General features: G+C 57.6%; 11 protein-coding genes. 7 read left to right on the top strand and 4 right to left on the bottom strand.

What is annotated here, in order from left to right; all coding sequences use genetic code 11:
• The first annotated feature begins 241 nt into the window (after positions 1–241).
• Both AABA21_RS37845 and AABA21_RS37850 read left to right on the top strand, forming a co-directional pair.
• Complete coding sequence (locus AABA21_RS37845) at positions 242–658, top strand: TraR/DksA family transcriptional regulator (protein ID WP_338258182.1); 417 nt, start codon at positions 242–244, stop codon at positions 656–658.
• Between the two features lie 259 nt (positions 659–917).
• A complete protein-coding gene (locus tag AABA21_RS37850; RefSeq protein WP_338258183.1) occupies positions 918–2,888 on the top strand; it encodes a hypothetical protein in 1,971 nt (656 codons plus the stop codon).
• Positions 2,889–3,028: 140 nt separating this feature from the next.
• Here the strand turns inward: AABA21_RS37850 and AABA21_RS37855 are convergent, their stop codons facing one another.
• On the bottom strand, positions 3,029–5,245 hold the full coding sequence (locus tag AABA21_RS37855; RefSeq protein ID WP_338258184.1) for a DUF7779 domain-containing protein: 2,217 nt from the start codon (positions 5,243–5,245) through the stop codon (positions 3,029–3,031).
• A gap of 300 nt (positions 5,246–5,545) precedes the next feature.
• On the opposite strand from AABA21_RS37855, the gene AABA21_RS37860 reads away from it, so the two are divergent.
• The 4 genes from AABA21_RS37860 to AABA21_RS37875 all read left to right on the top strand — a co-directional run bounded on the left by AABA21_RS37860 (position 5,546) and on the right by AABA21_RS37875 (position 8,545).
• Positions 5,546–5,785, top strand: coding sequence for a hypothetical protein (locus AABA21_RS37860; protein WP_338258185.1), 240 nt, complete (start codon positions 5,546–5,548; stop codon positions 5,783–5,785).
• An 84-nt stretch (positions 5,786–5,869) separates the two neighbouring features.
• Complete coding sequence (locus tag AABA21_RS37865; protein ID WP_338258186.1) at positions 5,870–7,021, top strand: leucine-rich repeat domain-containing protein; 1,152 nt, start codon at positions 5,870–5,872, stop codon at positions 7,019–7,021.
• A gap of 14 nt (positions 7,022–7,035) precedes the next feature.
• Positions 7,036–7,200 carry a hypothetical protein gene (locus tag AABA21_RS37870; protein ID WP_338258187.1) on the top strand — a complete coding sequence of 55 codons (165 nt, stop codon included), beginning with the start codon at positions 7,036–7,038 and terminating at the stop codon, positions 7,198–7,200.
• Positions 7,201–7,291: 91 nt separating this feature from the next.
• Positions 7,292–8,545: a GAF domain-containing sensor histidine kinase gene (locus AABA21_RS37875; protein ID WP_338258188.1), complete on the top strand. Its 1,254-nt coding sequence runs from the start codon at positions 7,292–7,294 to the stop codon at positions 8,543–8,545.
• 86 nt (positions 8,546–8,631) lie between these two features.
• On the opposite strand, the gene AABA21_RS37880 is transcribed toward AABA21_RS37875, so the two are convergent.
• Complete coding sequence (locus tag AABA21_RS37880; RefSeq protein WP_338258189.1) at positions 8,632–9,708, bottom strand: Gfo/Idh/MocA family protein; 1,077 nt, start codon at positions 9,706–9,708, stop codon at positions 8,632–8,634.
• Between the two features lie 559 nt (positions 9,709–10,267).
• A complete protein-coding gene (locus AABA21_RS37885) occupies positions 10,268–11,506 on the bottom strand; it encodes a cytochrome P450 family protein (RefSeq protein WP_338258192.1) in 1,239 nt (412 codons plus the stop codon).
• A gap of 202 nt (positions 11,507–11,708) precedes the next feature.
• On the opposite strand from AABA21_RS37885, the gene AABA21_RS37890 reads away from it, so the two are divergent.
• A complete protein-coding gene (locus tag AABA21_RS37890; RefSeq protein ID WP_338258194.1) occupies positions 11,709–12,371 on the top strand; it encodes a TetR/AcrR family transcriptional regulator in 663 nt (220 codons plus the stop codon).
• Between the two features lie 10 nt (positions 12,372–12,381).
• Here the strand turns inward: AABA21_RS37890 and AABA21_RS37895 are convergent, their stop codons facing one another.
• Complete coding sequence (locus AABA21_RS37895) at positions 12,382–13,173, bottom strand: PhzF family phenazine biosynthesis protein (RefSeq protein WP_338258196.1); 792 nt, start codon at positions 13,171–13,173, stop codon at positions 12,382–12,384.
• Between the last annotated feature and the right edge of the window lie 392 nt (positions 13,174–13,565).

A 13,565-nucleotide genomic window follows, 5' to 3' on the forward strand; every position in this document is an offset into this window, starting at 1 on the left:
ACAATAAGGAGAGGGAGATGATATGAGCTGCTATGCATGAGACCGATTAGCTGTGAGCAACGTGTAGTAAGGAGATAATAACAGGTTTTCAACATACGCTTCAGTAGGTGCTGGGCTTGCCCCAGCTTTGCCGCAAAGCGGCCCGGCCACGGGCGTAGGAAGCCAGTTGGCATGGTTGGGTTATGAACGCGGCCGGGGGCATGAAGCGTTACAGATAGATGAAGAAAGGAAGATGGGAGCCATGGCTATTGATATAGCAAAGATGAAGCAGCGTTTGGAGGAGCAGCGCCATGAGCTAGAGGAGTATCTGGTGAACCCTAGCGCTGCCTCGCCGGCGCAGGGAGACGGTGATCCTGCCGCGATCGACTACCAGGATATGGAAGACCAGGCCACCGATACGCAAGAGATGCAACAAGAGCAGGGGATCCGCTTTACACAGCAGCAGCAGCTGGATGATGTGAATGCCGCCCTCAAGCGCATCGAAGATGGTACCTATGGGCGCTGTGTTGATTGCGGGAAAGAGATCCCTCCCAGACGTTTGGAGGCCCTCCCCTGGGCGCAACGCTGCATCGAGGACGAAGAGAAGCACGACCAGATCCTGGCCAGCGAAGACGCCGTCCGTGGCAACGAGCCTACTGAGGGCACCCGTTTCTACTAGGGGCTATTTTCTAGCGCATTCGTTCCCTGAATTGCGTAGAGATGTGTAGATATGCAGAAAGATACACCTGTTCACGCCCATTGATATAATTATTCCTCTGGGCATGAATAGGTGTATCTTTTTAATTCAGAAGTAAAATACCTGATATTAAGGAATCTCGATATACTCCAAAATCATCTTGACGTGTCCCATCATGTCCACTACAATGGATACCTATCGATTCGTGAATCTTTTAGAGCATGTAGGGAAGAGTAATTTGATGGGGTATGAGATGCTGCCTTCGTTCTTGAGGCGCAGGGTGTTGGTGGCGGTAGCTCCAGATGACATGCAGGCGATCGAACTGGTCAAGGCCATGCGTGCGCTGGGTTTAACAGTAATCATTGCGGCAACTATTGGTCTGGCCTCACAGGCGGATGATGTCGCGGTCTGCGTGGTGGTGCTACATCCTGATAGGTGGCGCAGCGCTCCTTCGATCATTACCGCGATGCGCAGGAATCCACGCTTTATGATTCCTGTGCTGCAGGCTCCTATGGGCCTGCCCAGGGCCGCCTGGGCGACCGAGCCATTTTATCTGACGGAAGAGACGCTGGCCCAGACGGCGAAGGCTCTGGTGAGCATGATTCGCTGCCACCTGCAGACGGTGTCGGAGCAAGAGATCAACGCGCTCATCCAGCAGCGGGCGAGCGTACATCCCTGGCTGCGTGAGCCCGAGGCGCTGGGAAGCGCCCCCGCGCACAAAAAGAGGCCCCGCAGCAAGCTGGCCCATTATATCCAGCTCAGCTGGCCGCTGGCGTTTATCCTCTGTATCAGCTTTTTGACCTACTATTTTTTCCAGCTTTCCGTCACCACCAATACCGAGGCCACCACGCCGATGGCCACCACCTCAACCTGGCGCAACCATGCCTATTCCGCGCTCGTTCCTGGCCAGGAATGCGATCCGGGTGGTGCCGACTGGGAGATACCGGGGTATTATAAGGATGTCGCCACGCCTGACCCGGCCACGCCCACGCCTTCCTCCCCCAAAAGCGTCCCGACGCCCCATCTGGTCAGCGATAACTCGGTGGTTCCTACCTGCCTGCAAGACGGTGTGATGCTGACCCATACCAACCATTACGCGGCCTTTGCCTCAATGATCTTTACCAGCCGGGGTCTGCCGCTGCCGTCGCACTATAGCACCAGTATCACGGCCACTTCTGTCAATACCAGTAAGTCCGCCATCTTTCAACTAGGGGTGCGTGACCAGAGCGGGTCCGACATGAGCGGCATCGATTTTGGCTACGGCAACGATGCGCTACGGATCGGGACCAATGGCGCCTGGGAGGTCGTGCGCTATAACAACACGACCGGCGCGATCGAGGTGCGCTACGCCCGTGGCTTCGTCCCCGCGGCTTCCCACTATACGCTGGCGGCCGAGGCTAACGGGCCGGCCATGAGCTTTACCATTAACCGGCAGACGGTGGCCACGATTATAGATACTACCTATCCCGATAGCTACGGTATCTCCTTTGGATTGAGCGATGGCGGCATCCGGCAGCCGCCCAGTGCCCTCTTCTCCCATTTCAGCTATACGCCCCTGCCAGATCATCTGCCAAAGAAAGATGTCGAGATACGCAGTACCGCTGACGCGCAGGCTAATGCCGCCGCCGCTCAACTGCGTCAGCAAAGCTACCAGGCGGCCACGCCCGGCTTCGGCTGCGATCACGGCCAGGGACAATGGCAACCGACCGATTTGACCGGGGAAGCTGTGACCACCCATTGCCTTGCGCGGGGGCTGAGCGTTGAGCAGAAAGCGCGCGTCAAAGACATGGGGCGTGTCTCGTTCTATGGCCTCAATGGCTTCGTCTACGGTAACTATCGAGTTGGCGTCGATGTCGCCCTGAAAAGGGACAGCGACAACTGGGCCGGGCTGGGGACGCGCGTTAATCCAACGGGGTCCAGCTACACATTCCTGGTGCGCAGCGATGGCAGTTGGAAGATACAGCGCTACGACAGCGATGGGACCCCGCATCAGCTGGCCGCTGGCCGTGTCGCCCGGCGCGACACCTACAGCCTGGAGGCGCAGAGCAGCGGCGCAAGCCAGAGCTTGCGCATCAATGGAGTCCCGGTCGCCTCCGTCTCCGATCCTTTTCTGAGCACCACTGACCACATCGAGCTCAATACCCTGCCCGATGACAAGGGGGCGGCCGCCACAACCACATTCTCAAACTTTACCTTTACGCCGCTGTCATAATGAATTGTAACAAGAGCAAAGATCACAGTACGTGCGGGGCTTGCCCCCGCACGTACTGTGATCTTTGCTCTTCATGCATTTTCGAGCGGCGAGCGAGCAAGCGGGGGCAAGCCCCGCACGTACGGCGAGGGATCATTTTTTCATCCCTGGTTGTCTTCGGACGGGAGGTGGCCGTTGAAGGAAAAGACGGCGAGGGCGTCGAGGACGAAGGAGCCTTTGAGGACGACGACCTTGAGGGTATGGGGGCCGGGCGACAGGTTGGTGTGGCTAAAGACGATGGTCTGGGTGTATTTTTCGACCGAGAAGCGGGCGGTGTTAGTGGTGTGGATGCAGGAGTCGTCGATGGAGATCTCGATCTCGCCGGTATGGACTGTGGTATCGGAGATAATCTCGATGCCCACGCCGGTAAACTGGCACTGGAATGAGGCTCCGGGTGTCTCGGTGAAGTGGGCGTCGTTGTTGAAGTCGCCGGCGTGCTGGCGCGTGGTCCAGTGTCCTTCTTCATTGTAGATGATGCGGGGATCGTTGTCGTTGATCACCTCGCGTGTCAGGGTATGGTCCGCATCGTGGGGGCCGATGCGCTGCCACCACTGGTCCGCCTCCTGTGCGCGCTCGGTTTTCTGCAATAGATGGGCGTAGCGTTTGAGCAGCGAGACCTCGACGCCGGTCGTCCCACTAATCTTCTCCTGCAGGCTGATCGCCTGGCGATAGAGCTGTTCGGCGCGCTCAAGCTGCAGCTGATCCTCATAGATCTGGGCCAGGTTCCCCAGGTCGCTGGCGATGGAGATGTGCTCATCTCCATAGAGCTGGCGATCGATGTCGAGGGCGCGCTGGTATAGCTGTTGCGCTAGCCGATACTGGGTGCGTTCCCGTAGATAGTGGCCGGCCTTGTTCAAGAGCAGCGAGACCTCGGCGCCGGCCAGCTGGTAGCGATCCATGAGTTTGAGGCAGGCCTCGACCTGGGCGTAGTAGCGCTGGCAGCGCGACCAGGTCTCATGCCAGCGGGCAACGGTCACCAGCGGGAAGGCATGGTTCACCGCCTGGACCGTGCGCTGCGCGTAGGAGCGTCGCGTCTCCTCATCCATCGAATCCTGGATCACAGCCTGCACCAGGCGATGGATCGAGAGGGCGCCGCTATCGGGCTGCGTGCGGATCAGAGAATACTTGCGCAGCTCGCCGATGGCGCGGTGCAGCAGCAACGGATTCTCCTCCAGCGCGGCCAGTTCCGGATTGAAGTGCGCGATGCTCTGCTGCACGAACTCCTCGTAGATGCGATCGGGATTGAGGAATGCGCACAGATAGAGGATCTGCGAAGAGGCTGGCTGTGCCTGCTGGATACGCTCGAACGAGAGCTTCCAGGTGGTCGCCACCGAGAATTGATAATTGCTGGCGACGGTATCGAGCTCACGCAGTACATCAGCCCGATGTTCCTGAAACAGCTTCAAGTAGCTGGCCAGACCACAGCCCGTCTCCTCCAGATATGAGGCGGCCTGATTAAGGGCCAACGGCAAGTACGCCAACTCCCTGGCGATCTCATAGGCCAGCGTCAACATCGCCTCGGGGATCTGCGCCAGCGCGGTCGTCGGCGCGATCATCTGCGCGCGCCTCAGCAGGAGCTGGATACTCTCATCGGGCGACATCTCAAGCAGCTCAAATGACTGCCCCAGCGGGCCAATCACCTGGTGGCGCGTCGTAATCAAGGTGTAGCTATTGTCGGGGGGCAGCTGGAAGAAGTGCAGATCGGCCGGATTATCGACGTTATCCAGGATCAGCAGGCAGCGTGGATGCTCTTTGAACCACTGATGGAGCGCCCGTACTGTTGCCTGGCGATCCCGCGCCCCGTACTCGGGTAGAGCCAGGTGTCCGGCCAGCTCCACACAGCTCTGCAGTAGTGTCTCGGGCGAATCGGCGTTCAGCCACAGGACCGCCTGGTAGTGCTGGCGATAGCGGTAGGCATACTCAATGGCGATCTGCGTCTTGCCGATGCCGCCCAGGCCGGTAATGGCCAGCAGGCGCGATCCCGGCCCCCCCGTCTGCAGGCGCTCATGCACCTCCCCCAGCAGGAAGTCACGGCCGGTAAAGAAAGCGTTGCGCTGATAAGGCACAAACCATGGCACGGCCTCGTGCCTGGCGGCGGGACCATGCAGCAGTTGGAGCAGACCCTCCAACTCTGGCTGGCCGATCAGCAGGATCTCCGCGTAGCGCCGCAGCAGATCCTCGCTAACGCGGATATTACCATTCTCGATGCCGGACAGGTAGCCCTTGGAATATCCCAGGCGAGCGGCCATCTCGGTCAGCGAAACGCTCTTCTGCTGACGAGCCAGGCGCAGGCGCATCGAGAGCGGAAGCTCTTCCACGTGTATATCCGCGATTTGTTTATCCTTACGCCCCATGGTTGTCCCTGTCTAAGTGTTCCAAGTTCAATGATTATAAACAATGTATAGTATAGGCGATCATGCTTCAGAATACAATAAATTCCCGCCAACTATTGTGAAAAAATACCGTATATAGCGTCTTGTATTTTACAGAGGGTAATGTATAATTTGTAATGATCGTTCTTTGTTTACTAAACAATGAACCCGCTCTGAACAAACCTGCTTTGAGCCAATCCCAATAATGCCGTCGGCAGCCTTAAAGGGTGCCTCCGAGAGGTGATAATGAACTACCTGGTTTTATATATGCTGTTCTTCTGCATGTGCCTGCTGGTGAGCATGATGGTTCTGCTTAGGATGTTCTCGCATCGCTACACGCTGCAGGATCAATATATTCGCTACAAGAGTAGATTAGACTATCTAAATAAGCTATCGATTGTGGTGCTCATCATCACTGGCGTCGCCTTCTTGATGACATATCTGATCCTCAAACAGCAATTGTTCGCGCACATCAGGTTGTTTTAACGTGCTCTTGTCTATATAGCGGTTGGGATTGTCGGGACGGGGCGAGAGATAAGAAATGTTATGATGACCGGAGGAGAGCGCTATATGGACAGACATGATCAGGCGGTTATCAGTCAGATTGAGGAAGGCGTGGGGCGTGAACGATGCGAGATCGAAGTCGCCGGCGACCGGGTCGTTGGCCTGGCCGTTCGCTATGGGGAGCTGGAGGGGCTGCCGGAGAGTCTGGGCGAACTGGATGAGCTACGCTATCTGGATGTGCGCGGTAACCGGTTGGAGGCGCTCCCGACCTGGCTGGGACGGCTGCGCCACCTGCGCACCCTGATCGTCGATCGCAACCGCTTGACCGCTCTGCCGGAGAGCCTGGGTGAGCTGGAGCGATTGGAGGCGCTGCACGCGGATGGCAATCGTCTGCGCGAATTCCCACGCCAGCTCTGCAGGTTGCCAGGACTGGAGTCATTGCAGCTCTATGGCAATCAGATCCCTGTGCTGCCGCAGGAGATCGGTCAGCTGACACGGCTCACGAGTCTCAGTGTGGGCAAGAATGGGCTGAGCGAGCTGCCAGAGGTGTTGTGGCGGCTGGATCGACTGCAGGTGCTCAACGTCGCCGAAAATCAGCTCTCTACCATCTCGGAACAGATCGGCCATCTCGGCCAACTCCACACCCTCGACCTGGGCCACAACGCGCTCAGCGAGCTGCCTGAGTCCCTGGGCCAGCTCACAAAGCTTGAACACTATCTCTACCTCAGCAACAACCGTTTAACGACGGTGCGGCCCTCTCTTTTCGAGCGCCTGGACAGGCTTACCTATCTCAATCTGACCGATAATCAGCTGCGCGAGCTGCCCGACAGCATTGGACAGCTGAGCGAGCTGCGCGAGCTGCGCATCTACAACAACCTCCTGAAGAGCCTCCCCACCTCCCTTGGAAAGCTGGAAAAGCTCCAGGAATTGCACGCCATGAACAACCAACTGACCGCCTTACCGGAATCCCTGGTGGGCCTAAAGCGCCTGCGCACCCTGGACCTCAGGAATAATCAGCTGCTGGCGCTGCCGGCCGCGATTGGGCAGCTAGAGAGCCTGGTTCAGCTGGACCTACGTGCCAACAGGCTGGTCGCTCTGTCAGAACAGCTCGCCGATCTGCCACATCTCGAAAAATTAGATCTGCGCTGGCTTAAGCTGGCGACTGAGCCAGACTGGCCGGAGCGCCTGCGGCAGCGAGGGTGCAGCGTATTGAGATAGGCAAAGAGCGAACTATGCTGAAAGAAGGCATATGTAACCTTTTTAAGCCGGAATCGTGTAAAGTAAAATGGGGAGGAAAGCAGGGTGAGATCGGTGGTGGGTTGCGTCACACACGAAAACTGGCGTTCCTCGGTGCTTCGGCTTTGTTTATTTCCTCACACATGAGTGAAGCACGCTAAACTTGTCCCCATGGAATAAGGAAGGTGCTGTTGTACCTTCCTTATTGTCGTTTCCAAATTGGGTAACGACAGAAAGGACGCACTATCTGATATGAATACTTCCGAATCTCAGGATCATAATTCGCAGCCTGATCTTTTACTTACTACTCTAGAACGCTTGCTTGCTATCGATGCGATTCAGATAGAGCCTGCATTACACCAGGGCGCGCAGCTTATCGGTGAGGCGCTCTCGGTTGACAAGGTTGACGTGTTCTTTTACGACTCGACCACCCATAGTCTTGTGGCCCTGGGTTCCAATGAGTCCCCTATCAGCCGCCTGCAGCGGTCTCTGGGACTGGACCGGCTCCCTATTGTCAATCAGGGTCGTGCCGTGGAGGCGTTCGTAACGGGAAAGACAATCGCAACCGGAAACCTTGACCAGGATGAAAAGGAGCTGCTTGGCATGCGTCTCCCCGAGCCGAATGGTATGGGGCTCTTATCCCAGATCGCGACCCGTATCGAGATACAGGGGGAGCCACGTGGAGTCCTGGTAGCCGACAGTATACAGCGAGAGTACTTTAATGAACAGGATGTGCGTTTTATGGAGGCGGCCGCGCGCTGGATCGGTATGGTCATGCACCGCGCTGAAATGGCCGAGCAGCAGACCAGAGACGCGCTCCAGCAGGGGCGCAGACTGGCGGCCGAAGAACTGCTCACCATCATGGCCCATGACCTCAGAAACTACCTGACCCCGCTCAAAGCCCGGCTAGATCTGCTGTACAGGCGTGCACGTAGGGAAGGACGGGCAGAGGACATCACGGACACACAGCTAGCCTCAGCAACGCTGTCTCGCTTGAATCGCCTGATTGGGAACCTGCTCGACGTCGCCCGCCTTGATCAGGGTCTCTTTGCGCTGCAGCTGCAGCCGCTCAACTTTATGGACCTGTTGAACGATACCACACCCTCCTTTAGCTCTACAGGGAAACCGATTCAGGTTGAAGGTCTTGAGGAGGTAGTGTTGACCGGTGATCCTGATCGCCTGCGCCAGACCCTGGAGAATCTGCTGGCCAATGCCGCTACCCATGCTCCAGACCACACACCTATCCTGGTCAGGGTGGGCATGGAACAACGCGGTAGCGGCCCATGGATGATCTGCTCGATTCATAACCAGGGAACACCGATCCCGACTGATATGATCGCGCATCTCTTTCAACCCTTCGTCACCGGGAACCGCTCTCGCGGACTGGGCATCGGGCTCTACCTGGCCAGAAGTATTGTGGAGGCGCACAAAGGCGAACTGACGGTCTCATCGGAAGGCAGCATTGGAACAGAGTTTACCCTGGCTCTACCGATAAACAATGAATGAGGCGCGGGACTGCCCTGGCGAATGCTTGTCTGAAAGGGGAAGAATGCGCCCGCGAGGGGCGCATCGACGCTACAGAGGAAAAATGGTCAGGCGGTTGGCTCGGGGCGAATCTCGCCGCTCTCGATCAGGGCATACATCGGGTGGTCCGAGATGGTGAGCGGGAAGTCGACGCGACCACGGCGACGGCTGCTTTCATAGATGCCAAAGATGATCTCGGTACCGTTCAGTGCGTTGCGTGCGCACAGCTCCGACGTCTGATCGTTGACGATGGCCTCCACGATATTGGCGATGGCGCGCTCCACATAATGTGGACCGTGCAGGTTATCTTCCCCGGTATCGATATACTCCCAATCGTGGCGACCCTGGCTCGTCACGCGCAGGTGGCGATTCTCCGGCCAGTTGCCGATCTCGATGCTGCCGCTGCTGCCTAGCAGGCGAATATCGGCGCCGATCAACTCCGTGCCTGGCCCCGTACTGATCAGGCCGAAGACGCCGTTGCGGTAGCGCCAGGTGGCGATGGCCTGGTTCTCGACGTGGGCCCCGAAGACGCGCGACTCCTTGCGGTAATCGATCTGGCCCATCACCCATTCGGCGGCCTGCTCGCCGCAGTAGAGTCCGGCCATATCCAGGTAGTGCGTGCCCCAATCGTAGATATTGCCGCACGAGATCTCAATGCGCTGCAGTTCACCGATCGAGCCCGCCTGCAGAAGATCCTTCGCCTTGCGGAACGGCTGGCCAAAGCGACGCTGATGATTAAAGGTCAGGCGCACCCCGTGACGCGAGCACTCCTGTTCCATCAGGCGGGCCATGCCCCAGTTATCGCTCATCGGCTTCTCGCAATGGATCGCCTTCACACCGGCTACTGCGCAATCCAGCACCATCTGAGCATGCAGGTGAGGCCACGTACAGATGCTCACCACATCCGGCTTCGCCTCCGCCAGCATCTTCTTATAGTCTGTATAAATACCTTCTTCAGGAATGCCATTGGTGTTCGCGAAGGCGGACGCGTAATCATAGACCAGGTCGGCGCAGGCGACCAGTTCGCACTGTTCCTGCAGGGCCAGGTATCCGGCGGCATGTTCATAGGCCATGGCATAGCCAAAGGCGTCCCGGCGCTCTTTGCGCCTGCCGGTTCCGATAAAGCCAACACGTAAACGAGTCATAGTTTCTCTTCCTTCATCCTTGATCTACATGAATTTCTGTACAAAACGATATAGAGAGAATCTTACTCTTACACAATAATAGTAACATAATTTTATCTATGGGAGTCGTAGAAGTGTTTTGATTCTTGTCATCGTGTGGATACTTGAGCGCCCCCGCACGCGCGTCCGCTGCGCGGCCGCATTATTGTTGTGTGTTAGTGCCAGAGGTGCGCATCCGCGCACCTCTGGCACTAACTCACAATGGATTTGTGAGCATTGGAGGCTGGCGTTTATTGTTCAGTGGATGGCGGCGAAAATCTGGCACCAACACACAATGGATTTGTGAGCATTGGAGGCTGGCGTTTATTGTTCAGTGGATGGCGGCGAAAATCTGGCACCAACACACAATGGACTTGTGAGCACCAGATGTGCGAAAGCTCAGGCTTGCCGTAAGGCGATAATCATGAGTGTAAGATACATTTGTACATCGCGTTTTGTGGAGGGAATTGTGTGGCCTCATTGTGTTGAGGTGAGGGATACAATCCGGCCTTGGCACGGATTGTATCCCTCACTCTTCTCCTTAAACAGTTAGAAGGTTACGGGGGAGGCTGGTGAGGCCGCGTAGGATGGGGGTGCGGTTCCAGCGGAGCTGCTGGGGGTCGGCGGCCGGGTGGAGGTTGGGGAGGCGGCGCAGCAGGGTGGCGAAGGCGACCTGGCCTTCCAGGCGAGCCAGCGGGGCTCCCAGGCAGACGTGAATCCCTCGGCCAAAGGCGAGGTGCCTGTTGACCTGGCGCGCGACGTCCAGCTCCTGTGGATGGCTGAAGTGCTGGGGATCGATGTTGGCCGCCACCAGCGAGATCATGACCATCTCGCCCTTGTGGATGACCTGGTCGTGCATGGAAACGTCTTCGAGCGCCCAGCGCGGCGTGCTCAGGGTTACGGGTGCCGTGTAGCGCAGCAGTTCCTCGACCGCTGTGGGGATGAGTGAGGGGTCCTGCTGGAGCAGGCGCAGCTGCTCGGGATGCTCCAACAGCGCCAGGGTTCCGTTTCCGATCAGATTGGCGGTCGTCTCATGTCCGGCCACGATCAGCAGGAAGATGCTCGAGAGCAGCTCGGTTTCGCTGAGCGTTTCCCCGTTCTCTTCAACGCGAACCATGCCACTGATCAGGTCCTGGTCCGGATGGGCGCGCTTGCTGGTCACCAGGGTTTTGATATAGGTGATAAACTTCTCCATCGATTCCATAGCTGGTAGACCGCGGTGATTATCCTCCGACATATTGAGCATGGCCTGCGTCCAGACGCGGAACTGCGGTCGATCCTGAGCCGGAATGCCCAGCATCTCGCAGATGACGGTGATGGGGAGCGGAAAGGCGAAGTCAGCGATGAGGTCCATTTCACCACGCTCCTGTACGGCGTCCAACAGCTCATCGGTAATCTGCTGGATGCGCGGGCGCAGCTGCTCGATCATACGCGGCGTAAACACCTTCGACACCAGTCCACGCAGCCTCGTGTGGTCGGGTGGGTCCACTGACAGCATATCGCGCCGCCAGGTAATAAAGCGGGCGACCTCTTCTTTCTCTGCGTCAGGCAGCTGTTTGTTGTACGTTGGCATGATCTTTTGGGCATCCCTGGTAAAGCGCGTGTCCTTCAGGATGGACAGCGCATCGTCGTAGCTGGTCACGATCCAGGCTCCCTGTGAGCCGAGCAGGCCATCAACGTAGATAAGCGGTGCCTGCGCGAGCAGACGCGCATAGAACGCCAGAGGATCGCGCTTCGTCTGCTGTGCCAGCAGATCATCCATGCTGATATGTGTGGTCATAGCTCTTATCCTTTCGTTTGATCGTCGCGAGTCACCGCAACAATTGGTCTCTTTCTTTGATGGAGATGATTGACAGCCGGGCATATATAATACATGCTAGGTGATATGTGACAACCTGTCTCACTCAAAGTGTAGTCCTTGATGTGGCCGGGTACAAGGAACAATATTGGAGCGATGTCAGATATGTGACAGGGAGTGAAAAATGTCTCAGAACTCAGAGGATCTACGTGTCCGGCGCACCCGCAAGCTGTTGCGCGATGCGTTGATCGAGCTAACCGAGGAGCGCGGCTTCGACTCTTTGACCGTGGGAGAGATCGCCCGGCGTGCGATGGTCAGCCGGGCCGCCTTCTATCGCTATTATCAGGACAAGTACGACCTGGTTGAAAAGATCTTTGAGGATGCCATCGAGGCCCTCACGCGCGACATCGATCCGCTGCGCCGCGATATCTTTGCCAGTCTGGATGTGATGCGGCCACCGATGTCATGGGATGACTTCTATTGGATCACGGAGGAGGCGCAGGGGCAGGCCCCGCAGCTATGGGAAAAGCTATTTGAGCACATTGAGGAATACGAGCGCCTCTACCGCGTCCTGCTAGGAAAGAAGGGGAGCCCATGGTTTGTTAACAAGATGCGCGAGTATCTGGAAGAGCGCGCCAGCGAGCGCCTGGGCGAGTTTATCACGCACATTGGCGCAACCCGGCACGCGCTGGCGAAGGGGCTGGTGCCCAGGATGATCGCCACGCAGATCGTGGATACCATTACCTGGTGGTTGGAGCAGGGCAAGCCATACTCCACCAGCCAGATCGCCACCTACTGCTTCCACCTGGTCTACGCCACCCTCAAGGAAGCGAGCAGCTGGAAATAAATCTGATCCGTTAGAGCAGTTCGCCGCGCGAGATGGTCACGGCCTGTCCGCCCAGGCGCACGCGATCGCCGTCGAGCAGCACACGCACGGTGCCGCCGCGCCGGGAAGCCTGATAGCCCGTGAGCTGTCCCCGGCCCAGGCGCTTGCTCCAGAATGGACTGAGTACGCAATGGGCCGAGCCGGTTACGGGGTCCTCATTGATGCCGACGCTGGGACAGAAGAAGCGCGAGACAAAATCGTAGCCCTGATTGCCTGAGGCTGCTGCCGTCACGATCACGCCGCGCGCCGGCAGGGTGGCCAGTTGCGCGAAGTCGGGTTGGAGGCCGCGCACTACTTCTTCAGATTCAAGCTCAACCAGGTAGTCCAGCTGGCTCTTGCCAACGTAGCGCGGCGTGACGCCCAGGCCCGAGGTCATGGCTGGCAGCAACTCTGCCTCCTGCTCGGGCTTGGCCGGGAAGTTCAACTCTATCCACTCGCCGCGCCGCCGGGCCGTCAAAAAGCCACCCCGCGTATGGAAGCGACCCTCGGCCTCAGGGGACAGGTAGCCCAGCTCCCAGAGTGTATGGGAGCTGGCCAGGGTACCGTGACCGCACAGCTCGAGCTCCACGCTGGCCGAAAACCAGCGCAGGCGATAGCCATCGTTTTCGGGATAGAGAAAGGCGGTGGCCGCCTGGTTCATCTCGCTGGCCACCTGCTGCAGCCAGCGATCCTCGCGCGGCCCATCCAGTATACAGACCACCGCCGCATTGCCGGAGAATGGCGTATGGGTAAAAGCATCAACGTGAAAGAAGCGTAGACTCATTGTGTATCCTTCCTGGCTCTGTTTTTAGGGAGTGCTTTGCTATCCTTGTGTTGGTGAACGTGATAGTCCCCGCACGCGCGTCCGCACTGGTTTTGTGTGTGGATGCATTGGGGGCGCATCCGCGCCCCCAATGCATCCACACATGATGGATTTTTGAGCCACACAGACGCAAAAATCCATCAGCGCGCCTCATGCAACAATATATAAAAACGGGTGCGGACGTGCAACGGACGCGTGTGCGTGGGCTATCACGAGCCACCAGAGTGACGAGTGTAAGACACATTCTTATCATTTATTGTAGAGTCCATAACTTTCGCCCTCAACAGCCATTTATTAGTACAGAGAGAGCCAATGTGCATGTGAGGGGGGTGTTTATTACTAAATTTTCATGT

The organism is Dictyobacter halimunensis, from assembly GCF_036245075.1.